Here is a 16,029-nt window from a genome sequence, read left to right as displayed (position 1 = left end):
TCTGCTTTGACTAAAGAGAGAATGATTCTCCGCATCCGCAAGTTCTGCTTGCATTTGGGTTATTGAAAACAAATCCTTTTCCGTTTAATCCGCCTGAAAATTCAAGAATTGTTCCAGCTAAATATAGGAATGATTTTTTTTCAACTGCTATTTGTATATCATTATCTACGAATACTTTATCATCGTCGCCTTTGGTTTTGTCAAATTTTAAATCATAAGACAAACCAGAGCATCCACCACTTTTTACGCCTACTCTTACATAGTCGTTTGCGGCGTCGAAACCATCATCAGTCATCAAATCGATGATTTTCTTTTTGGCTGTATCAGAAACCTTTATCATTGTTTATGGTATTTGTTTTTAAAAGATCATTTAAAATCGCATCTAAATAGTAATCAAAATATTACATTAAATAAAATGCCAATTTCTCTGTTCAAATGAAATTGTCTGCAAAGATACGACTTAAAAACCTTTTTCCATAGCGGTTCACATTATTATAACAAATGTTAAAATAGATAGAATTTATTTTGCTGAAAATGGGGCAAAAATGTATCTCTTTTTTTTTACAGTGATTTTGTTTGTTGAACGAAAAGTTTGATAATTTTTGAAAGTTTTTGCGATTCTCTTATTTTAATGGCATATAAAACTAAAAACCGTATTTATACTTACTGCAACTGCTATTATATTGTTATTTTTGCAATAAATTGTGAGTAATTATGAAAAAACAGTATATGAATAAGTGGGTAAAAGCACTTTTTGCAGTATTTTTTGTTTTTGGAATAGGAGCTACATTCTTTATTTTTAGCAGTGAATTAAAGGAAAGTACCAAAGATGATGTGACTCCTTCGATTACAAATAATCTTGCAGAGTCAAGTAAGGAATCTACAGCACAAAAAAACATTATAGACTCTTTGAATGTTTTAAAACAGCAATATGATTTGGCGATTTTAGAAAAGACTTCGTTATCGCAGCAATTGGAGCTTGAACGAAAAAATGTCGAGAATTTAATGGAAATTATAAAAGCTTCAAAAAATCCTTCGATTACTCAGATTCAAATTTATAGAAAACAACTTTTAGATTTAAAAACGACACTAGAATCTAAAGGTTTAGAAATTAAAAGTCTCAAATCTCAAAATAAAAACTTACTTAGCGAAATTGAGTCTCAGAATGTTGTGATGTATCAGCAAAAGGCGCAAAATGATACTTTGATTTTGAAACAAAAAAAACTAGAATCGACTATAAAGGACGCTTCGAGATTGTCTTTGACTAATTTTAAAGTTATTGCATTGCGTGAGAAAAAATCAGGGACAGAACTTGAGACTGATAAAGCTAAAAACACAAAAAAACTTAAAGTCAGTTTTTCTATAAATGGAAATTCAGTGGCCAAAACGGGAAAAAGAATTTTTTACATTCAGGTTTTAGATCAAAAAAACACAGTTTTAGGAGAAGATAAATTAATTGAATTTGGAAATGATAAAGCTTTGGTTTATAGTTTTATTGTAGCAGTAGATTTTCAAGGAAAACCTGCCAATGTTTACGGCATTTTAAATGCTGATGAAAATGATTTTAAAAAAGGAACTTATTTTGTTAACTTTTTTGATAAGCAAGAAATCATGGGAAGTACTTCGATTACTTTAGAATAAGGGGTTAGGAGTTTTTAATTAGAATTTGTAGTATATAGGAAATTGATTTCCTAGCTTTGTTTTCTTATTAGAAATTTATACTCATGAAACTTTACCCAATAGAATCAGGAAATTTTAAGTTAGACGGCGGTGCAATGTTTGGTGTTGTGCCAAAAACAATTTGGAACAAAACCAATCCTGCAGATGATAATAATCTTATTGATATAGCCGCACGTTGTTTGTTGATTGAAGATGGAAATCGTTTGATTTTAATTGATACTGGAATGGGAGATAAACAATCAGAAAAGTTTTTTGGTTATTACTCACTTTGGGGATCTCATTCGATTGATAAATCTTTAGCAAAACATGGTTTTCACAGAGATGATATTACGGATGTTTTTATGACGCATTTGCATTTTGATCATTGTGGAGGAAGTGTTCAATGGAATTCTGATAAAACTTTTTATGAGCCGGCATTTAAGAATGCAAAGTTTTGGACAAATGAAAATCATTGGGAATGGGCTACAAAACCAAATGCGCGTGAAAAAGCTTCTTTTCTTTCGGAAAATATTTTACCAATGCAGGAAAGCGGTCAGTTGAATTTTATAAAACGTCCTGAAAGTGACTTTGCATTCTCTGAAGAAATGAATTTTGGTATTTATTACGTTGATGGGCATACCGAAAAACAGATGATTCCGCATATCCAATATCAGAATAAAACCATCGTTTTTTGCGCTGATTTATTGGCTACGGCTGGACATATTCCGTTACCATATGTAATGGGTTACGATACGCGACCGTTATTGACAATGCCTGAAAAATCAAAATTTTTAAATGCGGCGGCAGATAATAATTATTATTTGTTTTTAGAACACGATGCGCATAATCAAATTATAACGGTTGAACATACTGAGAAAGGCGTGCGACTGAAAGACGTTTTTACTTGCGAAGAGATTCTTTAAGATAAACTTTAAAGCATAAAAAATCCCATTTTCTTTTGATTGAGAATGGGATTTTTTAGTTTAAAAAAAACATGATTTATTCTACAATTACTTTTTTTGCAGAAGCAGCATCTCCGTTGATTAAGTATATGTAGTAAACTCCTTTTGGTAAACCAGATAAATTTATAGTATTATCTGTGTTTGTATTGTTTAGAGTAAATGATTTTACTAATTGCCCTAGTGAGTTGTAAACTGTTGCTTTTTCTAATACAATATTATTGAGGTGAATTTCTCCTTTTGTTGGGTTTGGATAGATAACAACTTTATCAAACACTGAATCTTCGATACTCAGATTCTTACAGGTATTTGAATAAGTTGCAGTAGGTTCTTTGATTTTTGACCATTTTAAATTAGAAAATTCGACATTATCAACCTGAATACAAGAGAGATTTTTATTATTTAAAAAACTGCAGGCATCGATAGCAGCCGTGTTTTTATTTGTAGCATTTGCAGGAGGCAATATGAAGTTTTTGTTATTACCATTCTGAAGATTTAATGTTGTTATTGGGTTAAATTCGATAAAAACAAGTTCTAAAAGAGGATTATGTGATAAATCTAAAGTTGTTAATTGGTTCCAAGTTACATTTATTCTTTTTAATAATGGGTTGTTGCTTAGATCTAAAGTGGTTAATTGAGCATTGTTAAAATACAAATCTTCCAATTTTTTGTTTGAAGAAACATCTAGTTTTGAAATTGTTGTATTAGTGCAGTTCAATTGCAAAAGATTAGGTTGGTTTGATACATCCAATGTTGTGAAATTGTTACTGCCGCAATATAGAGATTCAAGCACAGTATTTGATGAAATGTCAAGACTGCTTAATGAATTTCTATCTACAGTTAAATGTATAAGAGCTTTATTTTGAGATAAATCAATTGTAGAAATTTGATTTTGGGAGAGCATTAAATTAACTAAACGAGGATTTTGGGTGACATCTATACTGGTTAGTTTGTTATCGTGTAAAGCTAGTTTCATTAGTAATTTGTTATTACTGGTATCTATGCTGCTTATTTTGTTAAAGTTACAATCCAGATATGTTAATGAAACAAAATCTTCGATACCTGTTAAGTTTGAAATATTACTATATGAAAGATCAAGATAGGTAACTTTATTAGCAACTGAGGTAAGGATTTTACCATTTTTACCATCTGTATCTATTTCTAAAGCAATTAATTTATCTTCAAAAATTGGGTCAGGAATTAACGTATATGCATTACAGTCAATGTTGTAGCTTGCGGTTTCGTCTTTAAGTGTTTGCCAATTGTTTGTAGATAAAATGGCATCATCAACCTGAATACAATTTAAATTTGGATTGTTTTTAAAATTTGAGCTAAGATTAAAATTCGCATTGTTGCCATTCTTTAAATTTAGAGTCAATAATTTGTTGTTACTGCTATTTACTAAGGTTAAAGTACTATTTTTAGAAAGATCTAAAGATGTTAGTAGATTACTCGAACAGTTTAAATTAGTTAGACTGGTAAAGCCGGTTATTCCGGTTATGTCTTTTATAGAACTTGATGCAATATCCAAAGATAAAAGGTTTGCAATACTACTGTTTAAAACAGTTCCGTTTTTACCATCGGTATCAATATTCAATGCGATTAATTTATCTTCGAAAGCAGGATCAGGAATAGCGGTAACCTGAGAGCAATCGACAATAGAATATGATGCGGAAACATCTTTGAAACTTCCCCATTTTTCATTAGAAAAAAGAGCATTATCTACGAGAATACATGTTAAAGATGGGTTTTTTGTAAAATCTATAGCATAGGAAGTTTGTTGTATATAACGGTTGTTGCCATTTTTTATATTTACTTTGGTAAGTAATTTGTTATCTGCACATAGTATAGAACTTAAAAGAGGATTTTGAGAAAGATCTAAAGTTGTAAATTGATTTGAAGGCCCCCAAAACGCAGTTAGTTTTTTATTGTTCGAAACATCAATGTTAGTTAATTTGTTTGTTCCACAGGATAAAAGACTTAATTCAGTATTTTGAGAAAGATCAAGACTTGTTATTTCGTTACTAGAGAGTGATAAATATTGTAAAGAAATATTATTTGAAGTATTTAAAGTAGTTAGTTTGTTGTAGGGAAGACTTAAATTAGTTAAAGCTAAATTTTGTGAAATATCTATAGTTGTTAGTTTGTTAGACATAACACTTAAATTTGTTAAAGACGCAAAATCTTGTATTCCGGTTAAATCAGAAATATTACTATTGTAAAGATCTATTTTTGTGATTGAAGAAATATTTGATGTCAAAACTTGTCCATCAGGAGTTCCTGAGTCAAATCCTAAGGCGATTAATTTATTTTCAAAATTTACATCGGGAATGATTGTAAACATTGGACAATTATCTGAAAATTTTGTTGTTGTATCAACATTTTTTGACCAATTTGTAGTTGAATAAACAGCATCGTCAACTTGAATACATGTTAAGTCAGGGTTTTTTGTAGCGTAAAGGTAGTTGTTTAAGGAAGTATTGTTTCCATTTTTTAAATCCAAATATTTTAGTTGATTATTAGTACAAGATATTTCTGTTAATTTGATGTTTTTTGATAAATCTAGCTTGGTTATACTATTATTATCACAGTGAAATTTACTTAAATTATTATGTTTTGTAACATTAATGGAAGTAATAGCATTATCTGAAAAGTACAAATGCTCAAGTAGGGTATTTTTTGAAATATCTAAAGATGTTAATTGATTTGCGCTAGCGTTTAAGTATTTTAATTTTGTGTTTTTTAAAAGATCTAAGGAAGTTATTTTGTTAAATTGACAACCTAAACTTTCTAAATTTATATTCTTTGAAGTAATTAGAGAATTCAATTGATTGTTTGGAATACTTAGAGATTCTAAGGCTTTATTTTCAGATACATTTAAAGTTGTTAATTCATTATTTCCGGCCTGCAGGGTTTCTAGGTTTATGTTTTTAGAGATGTTTAAGTCAGTTAATTTGTTTTCGGTTACATCTAAAAATGTTAAATTAGTGTTGCCTGATACATCTAAATTTGAAATTAAGTTATTGTTACAAACTAGAGTTGTTAATGAAGTACTTTTTGGAACATTCAGATTAGTCAATTTATTACGGCTGACATCAATTCTAATTAAATTGGTGTTCTTAGATAGGTCAAGAGTGGTGAGAGAATTATTAGTGAAGTAAAATTCAAGCAATGAAGTGAAATCCTGGATTCCAGTGAAATCCGAGATCGGAACTCCTGTTAGATTTAATGATAGGACAGTGCTAATATTATCAGTTAGCACCTTACCGTCAACAATGCCAGAATCGTACCCAAGCTGGATAAGTTTATTTTCGAAATTTGGATCTGGTATAAGGGTGTAAAGTGTACAATCAATATTGTAGTTTGCCGAAGAATCTTTAGATGCTGGCAGCCAATTAGTATTAGAATAAGCGACATCATCTACAACAATACATGTTAAATTAGGATTATCTCTTAAATTAAGCTGCGTTTTATTTATTTTAGTATTGTTGCCATTCTTTAAATTCAATTTTGTTAAATTGTTTGAAACACATGTAAAATCAACTAAATTAATATTTGTAGAAAGGTCTAGCTTTGCTATTTTGTTTGAATCACAATATAGAGAAACTAAAGCTGTGTTTTTTGATAGATTTAAAGTTGTCAATTGATTTTCCCAGCACGTTAAGCTGTTTAATTGTGTGTTTTGAGATAAATTCAGGGATGTAATTTGATTTTTACTGCAGGAAAGTATTTTTAATATAGTATTGGCGTTAGTATTTATAAAAGGTAAATTGTTAGAATCACAATGTAGATTTTCTAGCAAAATTGCGCCGCTTAGAGCTAAAACTTCTATTGAATTGCTGTTACATTGTAATTCTTTTAACTTTGCATTGTTAGTAAAAGATAAATTTTTCAGTTTATTATTAGAACAATAAAAGTATTTCAGGTCTCTATTTTGAGAAATATTTAGATTCGTTAATAAGTTATTTGAACAATTAAAAGTTGATAAATAGCTATTTTGTGAAATATTTAAACTAGTTATTTCATTGTTGTTACACTTTAGAATCTCTAAATCAGAAAAATTTTCTATTCCGGTTAGATCTTTGATAGAGCTATATGAGACATCTAGTGAGATCAAACTTGATATTTTGGAGGTTAATACTTTTCCATCAGCTATGCCGCTATCAATTCCTAAAGCAATCAGTTTATTTTCAAAATTAACATCTGGAATTTCTGTGTATTGTGCATAAATAGAAAAATTTACAAGCAACAGTAATAAAAGTAGTTTTGTTTTCATAAAGTAGGTTTAGGGTTAGGATATACAATTTTACGCAATTTATATTACTTTTTCTTACGGGAATGCGTAAAAAAAAGCAATTTATAAGGATAAATGGTTTTAAAATAAATAGTTATAAGAATGGGTAAGGTTTTCTTTTTAGAAAAAAATCCCGTTTTCAATAAAATGAATTCGGGATTCTTAGTTTAACTAATTGTGATTATTTAAGTGTTAGTTAGTTTTAAATTTCCAAACCTGACCAACAGTTTCACCTCCTTTGTTGTCTTTTACGACAACTTTCCAGAAGTATTCTTTTGTAGCTTCTAATGTAACATCAAATGATGAAGCGCTTGTGTTCTCGGTAACTTTTGCTGTTGGAGGATTAGTTGTTCCAAAATACACATCGTAAGTTAGAATATCACTTGCGTCAACATCAGATGCTTTCCATTTTAAAGCAGCCGTTGCTGTACTTAAAGCAGAATTTATTGCGGGCTGAATTAACTCTGGAGCAAATGGTAAATGATTTACAACAGCCGTTCCCGCAGTATAAAACTTGAAAGTTGCAGAGTAAGCACTAGATAAACCTTTGCTGTCTGCGGCTTGTACTCTCCAATAATATGCTGTATTTTTCTCTAACGAAAGAGAAGAACTAACGGTTGAGTTGTTAAGTGTATTAACAATTTGAGTAAATCCGTTATCTTTTGCAACTTGAATTTGGTAGACAATTGGATCTTTTTCAGTATCAGTAGATTGATTCCATTGTAAAGAAACAGTATTGTCTAAACATAATTTACCGTCAGTTGGAGATACTAATACTGGAACTGTAGGTGCCGTATTTGTAACTGGAGGAGTAACAGGATCGTCTCCGCCCCCGCCTCCGCATGCAGCAAACAAAAAACTAATGATTGATAGGTATATAAAATTCTTCATTTTTATTTTTTTATAATTTTAATGTATTCTGGAGTTTCTAAATAGATTTTCGCGGCATAAATTCCCGAAGCTTGGTTTTCAAGACTTAACTGCGCTTTTCCATTTTCGATAGAATATGTTTTAGTCGAAACTAATTGTCCAGCAAAATTGTACAATTCGATTTTAACTTCTTTTTGACCAGTTGGAATTTCAATTTCAAAACTTCCAGAAGTTGGATTTGGGTAAGCAGATAATGTTCCTAAAAGATCCATTGTGGCTACTTTTTTAGAAAAAATACCTTCACAAGCTTTAGCAGTTGCTACTTCAATTAAACCGCCTTTTTCTAAACTTAAATTAAAGTTAGAATCTGTTGTTTGAAATTGCTGAGTTCCATCAACAAACACAGTAAAAGGAGCCGTTCCTTCAGTAATTTCTACTGCTACATTTTTAGAAGTTACGCTTGATTTTCCTGCAATGTTTGCGGCTTTTGGAATAGTTACGGTAAAGTTTTGTTCGAATATCATTTCCGGAATTGTGATCTTGATTTTGTAAGTTCCCGGAGTTAAACTAGTAACTTTTAAACTGTTGTTTGTAAAAGTGTACGATTTGTCATTTATTGCTGCTGTATATGCAAATGAATTTTTACCAACAATACTAATCTCGCCATTGTTTTCTCCTGTACAAGATTCCCCTTTAGTTTCAACAGTAAAATTGTCTGCAGGTAAATTTAGTTGTCCTGTACATTCTGTATTGTAAGTTGCAATTGCATCTTTTTTAGAAGGCCAATTTGCAGTTGCATAGTTAACATCATCAACTTGAATACAATATAGTTTTGGGTTTGAAAAAAATGAAACATAATTGTTGTTTAATAATGTATTTTTTCCATTTTTAAGGTTTAAGCTCGTTAATTGATTTGAGTTTACCATCAAACTGGTTAATAGAGGGTTTTTTGAGACATCGATTGTTACAATTTTATTCTCGTTAACCTCAAGACCATTTAGGAAAACATTATTTGAAACATCAATAGTTGTTAATTGACATTTTTTGGCATTTAAATAAGTTAGAGCTTTATTTTGAGAAACATCTAAAGTTGTTAATTCATTTGAAAAAACACTTAAACTAGTTAAAGCTGTATTTTTAGAAGTATTTAAAGCTGTTATTTTGTTTCCGTAAACGCTTAGTGTTTTTAAGGCTGAATTGGCAGTTACATCAATAGTTGTAATTTGATTTGAAGCAACTTCTAATCGAGTTAATGCTGTATTTTTAGACACATTAATCTCTGTTAGTTTATTATTATCAGCAACTAAAGTTTGTAAAGATAAATTGTTCGAAACATTCAATTCTGTCAATTTATTAGTACCGCAATTTAGAGATTCTAAAGTAGTATTTTTAGAAAGATCTAATGTTGTAATTTGATTATCTGCGATGTCTAAAAGTTTTAATTTTAGGTTTCTGGAAACATCTATTTTAGTAAGAGCGCCATGATAACAATAAAGACTTTCTAATGATTTAAAATCTTCAATTCCTGTTAAGTCTGTTGTTTTATTTGTTAAGTCAGTAGCTGATAATGATTTAATATTTTCAATTTTTGAAGTCAAAACTTTTCCGTCAATTTCTCCAGAATCATAACCTTGAGCGATTAATCTTCTTTCAAAGTTTGGATCAGGAATTAAAGTGTATTGAAAGTTTGGTGCACATGGCTCAGATGAATAGCTTGCTGTTGCATCTTTAGCAATCCATTTTTCTGTAGAGAAAGCAGCATCGTCAACCTGAATACAACGCAAGTTTGGATTTTCAGTAAAGTTTCCAAAAATCATATTTTGCATGTTAGCATTGTTGCCATTCTTTAGGTTTAAGGTATATAAATTGTTACCTGCACAATCAAATTCCTTTAACTTTATATTTTTAGAAACATCTAAATCTCTCAATTTATTAAAGCTAACGCTTAAAGAGGTAAGGTTAGTGAAATAAGATAAATCAAGAGTTGCGAACTCATTATGGCTGATGTTTAGATTTGTTAGTGAAGTGCTTGCTCTAAAAGACGAAGTACTTAGTTTGTTTTTACTTATATTTAAACTTGTAAGTGATTTGTATTTTAGCGCATCAAAAACAGTCAATTGATTGTTACTACAGTCTAAAGATGTTAATGAAGAGAAATCTTGTAATCCTGTTAAATCTGTAATCTCACTATTTGAGATGTTTAAGCTAGTTAGAAATACAATATTCATTGTAGCAACTTTTCCATTTTTTCCATCCTTGTCGATACCAAGACTTATAAGTTTCGCCTCAAATTTTGGATCTGGAATTAATGTATAAGGTACTGTAACTGGGCAAGCTTCTGCTGAAAAAACAGCAGTTTCATCTTTTTTGCTTTTCCAATTCGTGTTAGAGTATGCAGCATCATCAACTTGAATACAGGTTAAATCAGGATTGGCTGTAAAATTTAGATTAGTTAATAAAGTATTTGCCCCATTTTTGATGTTAAGGTTTGCTAATTTATTTCCAGAAATAGCAATCGAAGTTAATTTTGGATTTTTTGATAAATCTAATACTCTAAGTTGGTTTTCATAGGCGTTAAATTCAGCCAATTCTGTGTTTTTTGACAGATCTAAAGTAATTAATTCTCCACGATATGCACTAAAACGAATTAGTTTAGTGTTTTGACTTAAATCTAACGTTTTTAGTTTGTTGTCAAAGATGTCCAAAGAAGTTAAATTAACATTTTTTGAAAGATTTAAAGTTGTGAACGGTGATGATCCTAAACGTAAAGTCGTTAAATTAACATTTTTTGAAAGATCAATACTCTGAATAGAAGTTGCATTGGCCGATAAATAAGTTAAAGCTTGATTTTTAGAAAGATCTAAGGTTGTCAAAGGATTGTTAGAAACATCTAACTGAGTTAAAGATGTAAAACCTTCAATACCTTTTAGGTCTTTAATGTTTCGGTTTGCCAACTCATTCATGGTTCTAACCTGTACAATATTTTCGGTTTTTACTTTTCCGTTTTTACCATCTCTGTCGATTTTTTGAGCAATAAGAAAATCTTCGAAGTTTGAATCCGGAATAAGTGTATAAACTTCACAATCTAAACTAAAACTTGCAGATGGATCTTTGGTAACACTCCAATTTTCTGTAGCCGTAATATCAGCAACCCTAATACAAGTTAAGGCACTGTTACTCGATGCGTTTAAAGTTTTCAATGCACTATTTTTAGACAAATCAACTTTGGTAATTAAATTGTTAGAAATGTTTAAAGTTTGTAAAGCTGCAAAGCCTTCAAGACCTGTAAAATTTTTAATCGCGCTGTTAGATACATCTAATGAAGTAACATTGCTGATACTGGAGTTTAAGATTGCACCATTTCTACCATCAGTATCGATTCCAAGACTGATTAATTTGTCTTCGAATGCTAAATCAGCAATGGTGGTTGCAAGACTGCAATTCAATGCATTATAGTTTACTTCTGGATCTTTTATTTCGGACCAGTTAATATTAGAATACTCAATATTATCAACTTGAATACAGCTTAAGTTTGCATTTCCTCTAAAATCAGGGTAATAGGTAGATCCTGATTTTCCGTCTATATTTGTAAAATAGATCCCTACATTTTTTACGAAGTTTGAATTGTTTCCATTCTGTAAATTCAGGCTTGTCAAATTGTTATTCCCACAGCTTACAAAAGTCAAAGCGGTATTCTTGCTTAAATCCAATGAAGGTATTTGATTTGAAGAACAGCTTAAAGTTTTTAATAGTTTGTTATTGCTGACATCAAGAGATGTTAATTTATTACCGCCAATTAGAGCCACTTCTAGTGCTGTGTTTTTCGACAAGTCTAAAGTGCTTATGCTACTGCTTTGAAATTTCAACATTTTTAATGCAGTATTTTGGCTCAAATTCAGTTCTTCCATTTTAACCTGCCAAATGTCTAATTCTAAAAGCTTAGTGTTTTTTGAAAGATCTAAAGATTTTAAAATGCTGGCACTTCCGTTAGCACCCGCAACTAAATACTCAAGTGCAGTATTTGAAGAAGTATCAAACGTCGTTAAGTTATTGCTTACACAATCTAAAAATGTCAATTTAGTATTAGCCTTTAAGTTTAAATTGGTAAGCGAATTGTAGCCAACATTTAACTTCTCTAAAGCTAAATTATTACTTACATCTAAGGTTGTCAATTCGTTACTGCTGCAATTTAAAATTGTTAAAGATGTGTTTTGAGTTACATCTAAGCTTTTAAGTGGATTTGAATTTATTTTTAAGGATTCTAAAGCCGTGTTTTTAGTAAAACTTATAGTTTTAAGTTGGTTGCTGGAAGCATCTAACGATTTTAAGTTTAAATTGTTTGAAACGTCTAATGTTGTTAATTTGTTTCTATCAACTTGTAAACTAGTAAGAGATTTATTTGCAGATACTTCTAAAGCCGTCAAGTTGTTATTAGAGGCTGAAACTTGTGTTAACTTCGTGCTTTTTGATATATTCAGTACGTTCAATTTGTTTCCGTAAACTGATAAGTCAGTTAGCTCAGTATTTTTTGAAAGATCTAAATTTTCAATCTCATTAAAATAGCATTTTAAGCTGGTCAAAGCTGTAAAGTCTTCAATACCAGATAGATTTTTAATATTTGCACTTGAGACATCTAAAATTGTAACTCCTTCAATGCTTTCGGTATTTACTTTTCCATTTTTACCATCTTTATCAATACGCAGCGCTATAAGCTTATCTTCAAAGTTTGAATCTGGAATTAAAGTAAAAGTGTCACAATTTAAATTAAAACTTGCTGTTTCATCTTTAGTCGTTGCCCATTTTAAAGCTGCTTCAACATCTGTAACTTGTATGCATTTTAAAGAAGAATTATTAGAGCAATTTAAAGTATTCAAAAATTTATTTTGAGAAACATTTAATCGTTTTAATAAATTACCAGAACAATTTAATGTTGTTAAAGAAGTAAAACCTTCAATTCCGGTAAGCTTTGTAAGTGAACTATTAGAAACATCTAAAGTGGTTATTGCAGCAATACTAGAGTTTAAAACAGCCCCGTTTTTACCATCTGTGTCAATTTTTAAAGCGATCAGCTTATCTTCAAAAGCAGTATCTAAAACTGTCATTGAACCACATTCAAAAGGATAAAAATTGGACTCAGCATCTTTAGTTGTCCATGTCGTTTTTGCATATTCTACATCATCTACAGCAATACAATAAAGTTTTGGATTATATCGAAGATAAACGCTATTTGCTTTTAGAAGGGAGTTATTGCCATTTTTCAGGTTTAAAGTTGAAAGCTGGTTTGATTCGCAGGTTAAATAATTTAAAGCAATGTTTTTGCTTAAATCAAGACTAGTTAATTTATTGTCACGGGCAAACAATTTGGATAATTTTGTATTGCTCGAAAGATCAAGTGAAGTTAACTGATTGTCATAGCAATAAATTTCCTGTACGTTTATATTTTGTGATAAGTCAAGAGAGGTTAATTTATTACCTTGAATTAATAATGAATTTAGCGCTTTATTGTTAGATAAGTTTAAACTAGTAAGTTGATTATTCTCGCAGCTTAAAGTAGTTAATTGCAAGTTTTTACTAAGGTTAAGACTTTTTAGTTTTCCATTACCTCCTGTTTGAGACGAATAGGTTGAACCTTTACAAAACAAACTTTGTAATGCTGTAAAGTCTTGTATTCCTGTTAAGTCAGAAACCAGTGTGCCATCTACAGTAATCGTTTTTACGGTGTTAACATTCGAAGTCACAACTTTGCCATCGACAGTTCCAGAATCAATTCCTAAAGAAATAAGAGCCTTTTCAAACTCGACATCAGGAATAAGAGTATACTGTTCCGTTCCTGCAACATAAACTTTAACATCATCAATTAGGACATCAAAAGCCTGGCCGTCAAAACTAAAAGTTGAAATAGATAAATCATAAGAAAGGTTGGCATCTGGTGTAAAACTAGATTCAACCTCAGTCCATAAATTATTTACAGCAAAAGAACTTTTTGATAATGTAGTACCGCTTCCTGTCTTTGAGATATTCAACGCTATAGGATGGCTTCCGCTATAATTATTAGTGAGATATTTATACTTAAATTTTACAGTATAAGTAACTCCCGCTTTTAATGGAACTAGATTGTTAATTTTAGGGGATAGTGTTACGTACTTTAATCGGATACTGTAATCTCCCTGAATAGCTTCAAAACTTTGGGAAAAAGAATTTTGATCTGACCAATAGGCCGGAAAATTTCCTGTCCAGCTTTCAAAGCCGCCATTCGGAACTAAGTTGGTTTGTGCGTAAATAGAAAAATTTGCCAGTAACAGCAATAAGAGTAGTTTTGTTTTCATAGATTCGGTTTAGAATTCAGTCGCGCAAGGATAACTATTTTAAACGGACTTTCCTTACGGGAAGACGTAAAGAGAAAAAGTTTTTTTTTAATCTAAAGAAAGAGCATACAAATTAGAATATTTTTTTCCAATCAAATTGAGCAAAATCATTTGAAACGAAGTGGGTTAGCATGTGTTTTTATGTTTTTAAAAAATCATAACACAGTGTTAATGGTTAGTTTTTTGTAACAAAAAATCATAATTTAGTCCCATCTTTTAACTATACATTATTTTTAGATACATGAGTCATATAAAACCTCTTAAATTATCTGCTTTTGCATTACTTGTTTTAGCAGGCTGTAGTGCTACTTTGCAAGCGCAAGTTTCAACTCCAAAAGAATTCATTAAAGCGCCACTAACAGTTGTTAAAAAAGCACCAGTCAGCGAAAACGAACTAAAAAGATGGAGTCATCTTGATTTAATCAAAGATTCTATTCCGGGTATGAGTGTTGATAAGGCTTACGCTGAACTATTACAAGGAAAAAAAGGTCAAAAAGTTATTGTAGGAATAGTAGATTCTGGTGTTGATATTGAGCACGAAGATTTACAAGGAATGATCTGGACAAACACAAAAGAAATTCCGGGAAACGGAATCGACGATGATAAAAACGGTTTCATCGACGACGTTCATGGATGGAATTTCCTTGGAAATGCTGTTCATGAAAATCTAGAAATGACACGTATCGTTAAAAAAGGTGATGATGGTTCTGCTCAATATAAAGAGGCTCTAGCACAGTATACCGAGAAATATGAAAAAGCATTAAAAGATAAAGAACAAGTAGATTTTTTATTAGAAGTTCACAATACGATTAAGAAAGAGCTTAATAAAACGACTTACAAAATAGAAGATCTAAGTGCAATTACTTCAGCAGACTCAAAAGTTTTGCAAAGTAAAAGGATCATGACGCAAATTTTTACAAATGCAGGTCCAACATTTGATCCAGAAGCTGATTTTGGAGAGTATAAAGATCAGGTTTACGATCAATTAAATTATAATTTGAATAAAGATTATGATGGAAGAAAAATCGTAGGTGATAATCCTGAAGACATCAAAAACAAGTATTACGGAAACAATATTGTTTTTGGTCCAGATAAAGAAAAAGCACTGCATGGAACTCACGTAGCGGGAATTGTTGCGCAAGTTCGTGGTAATAATTTAGGCGGAGACGGTGTTGCCGCAAATGTTGAAATCTTAACAGTAAGAGCTGTTCCAGATGGAGATGAGTACGATAAAGATATTGCTTTGGCGATTCGTTATGCAGTTGATAACGGTGCAAAAATAATTAACGGAAGTTTTGGTAAAAGCTTCTCTCCACATAAAAATTGGGTTTATGATGCTATTAAGTATGCCGCCAAAAAAGACGTTTTAATTGTTCATGCGGCAGGTAACGACGGTTATAATATCGATGAAAATAAGAACATCAATTATCCAAACGATTCTCAAGATAACATTAAAGAGTTTGCAGACAATGTAATAACAATTGGAGCAATCAATAAACAATACGGAGAAAATGTTGTTGCACCATTCTCAAATTTCGGAAAAATAAATGTTGACGTTTTTGCGCCGGGTGAAGAAATTTATGCAACAGTTCCAAACAATAAATACAAATATTTACAAGGAACTTCAATGGCAGCTCCAAACGCTGCAGGAGTTGCGGCATTAATTCGTTCGTATTATCCAAAACTAAAAGCATCTCAGGTAAAACATATTTTAATGGATTCTGGAGTTGCACTTCCTTCAAAAGTTGTTTTGGGCGAAAATCCAAATCCAGATGAAAAACCTGCAGCAGTTTCTTCTGTAGAATCATCAAAAGCAGCCAAAATGGTAAATGCCTACAATGCTTTATTGATGGCCGAAAAAATGTCGAAGAAATAAAAACTA

The 16,029-nt window shown here is 30.9% G+C and carries 7 protein-coding genes; 3 read left to right on the top strand and 4 right to left on the bottom strand.

The window, feature by feature from the left end; all coding sequences use genetic code 11:
* Positions 1-10: 10 nt before the first annotated feature.
* On the bottom strand, positions 11-340 hold the full coding sequence (locus ACHRVL_RS02235; RefSeq protein ID WP_073483816.1) for an iron-sulfur cluster assembly accessory protein: 330 nt from the start codon (positions 338-340) through the stop codon (positions 11-13).
* Between the two features lie 374 nt (positions 341-714).
* Between ACHRVL_RS02235 and ACHRVL_RS02230 the strand changes: the two genes are divergently transcribed.
* The gene (locus ACHRVL_RS02230; protein ID WP_395410005.1) at positions 715-1,641 is read left to right on the top strand and encodes a hypothetical protein; all 927 of its coding nucleotides are present in this window, start codon (positions 715-717) and stop codon (positions 1,639-1,641) included.
* A gap of 83 nt (positions 1,642-1,724) precedes the next feature.
* Positions 1,725-2,582, top strand: a complete 858-nt coding sequence (locus ACHRVL_RS02225; protein WP_395410004.1) for an MBL fold metallo-hydrolase — start codon at positions 1,725-1,727, stop codon at positions 2,580-2,582.
* Between the two features lie 76 nt (positions 2,583-2,658).
* Here the strand turns inward: ACHRVL_RS02225 and ACHRVL_RS02220 are convergent, their stop codons facing one another.
* From ACHRVL_RS02220 to ACHRVL_RS02210, 3 genes are all read right to left on the bottom strand, one after another.
* Positions 2,659-6,894, bottom strand: a complete 4,236-nt coding sequence (locus ACHRVL_RS02220; protein WP_395410002.1) for a T9SS type A sorting domain-containing protein — start codon at positions 6,892-6,894, stop codon at positions 2,659-2,661.
* Between the two features lie 210 nt (positions 6,895-7,104).
* Positions 7,105-7,803, bottom strand: a complete 699-nt coding sequence (locus ACHRVL_RS02215) for a hypothetical protein (RefSeq protein WP_395409999.1) — start codon at positions 7,801-7,803, stop codon at positions 7,105-7,107.
* Between the two features lie 2 nt (positions 7,804-7,805).
* Positions 7,806-14,108: a T9SS type A sorting domain-containing protein gene (locus ACHRVL_RS02210; RefSeq protein ID WP_395409997.1), complete on the bottom strand. Its 6,303-nt coding sequence runs from the start codon at positions 14,106-14,108 to the stop codon at positions 7,806-7,808.
* A gap of 280 nt (positions 14,109-14,388) precedes the next feature.
* On the opposite strand from ACHRVL_RS02210, the gene ACHRVL_RS02205 reads away from it, so the two are divergent.
* Positions 14,389-16,023 (top strand): S8 family peptidase, encoded by a 1,635-nt coding sequence (locus ACHRVL_RS02205; protein ID WP_395409995.1) that lies wholly within the window; start codon positions 14,389-14,391, stop codon positions 16,021-16,023.
* Positions 16,024-16,029 lie beyond the last annotated feature (6 nt).

Source organism: Flavobacterium sp. FlaQc-28 (assembly GCF_044007415.1).
Lineage (GTDB): Bacteria > Bacteroidota > Bacteroidia > Flavobacteriales > Flavobacteriaceae > Flavobacterium.
Note: the sequence above shows the minus strand (reverse complement) of the source record. Positions and strands in the feature narration are given on the sequence as shown.

What these genes read in the sequence shown, in the direction of transcription:
- ACHRVL_RS02235 (WP_073483816.1), bottom strand. Translation starts at nt 340, where the DNA reads ATGATAAAGGTTTCTGATACAGCCAAAAAGAAAATCATCGATTTGATG.
- ACHRVL_RS02230 (WP_395410005.1), top strand. Translation starts at nt 715, where the DNA reads ATGAAAAAACAGTATATGAATAAGTGGGTAAAAGCACTTTTTGCAGTA.
- ACHRVL_RS02225 (WP_395410004.1), top strand. Translation starts at nt 1,725, where the DNA reads ATGAAACTTTACCCAATAGAATCAGGAAATTTTAAGTTAGACGGCGGT.
- ACHRVL_RS02220 (WP_395410002.1), bottom strand. Translation starts at nt 6,894, where the DNA reads ATGAAAACAAAACTACTTTTATTACTGTTGCTTGTAAATTTTTCTATT.
- ACHRVL_RS02215 (WP_395409999.1), bottom strand. Translation starts at nt 7,803, where the DNA reads ATGAAGAATTTTATATACCTATCAATCATTAGTTTTTTGTTTGCTGCA.
- ACHRVL_RS02210 (WP_395409997.1), bottom strand. Translation starts at nt 14,108, where the DNA reads ATGAAAACAAAACTACTCTTATTGCTGTTACTGGCAAATTTTTCTATT.
- ACHRVL_RS02205 (WP_395409995.1), top strand. Translation starts at nt 14,389, where the DNA reads ATGAGTCATATAAAACCTCTTAAATTATCTGCTTTTGCATTACTTGTT.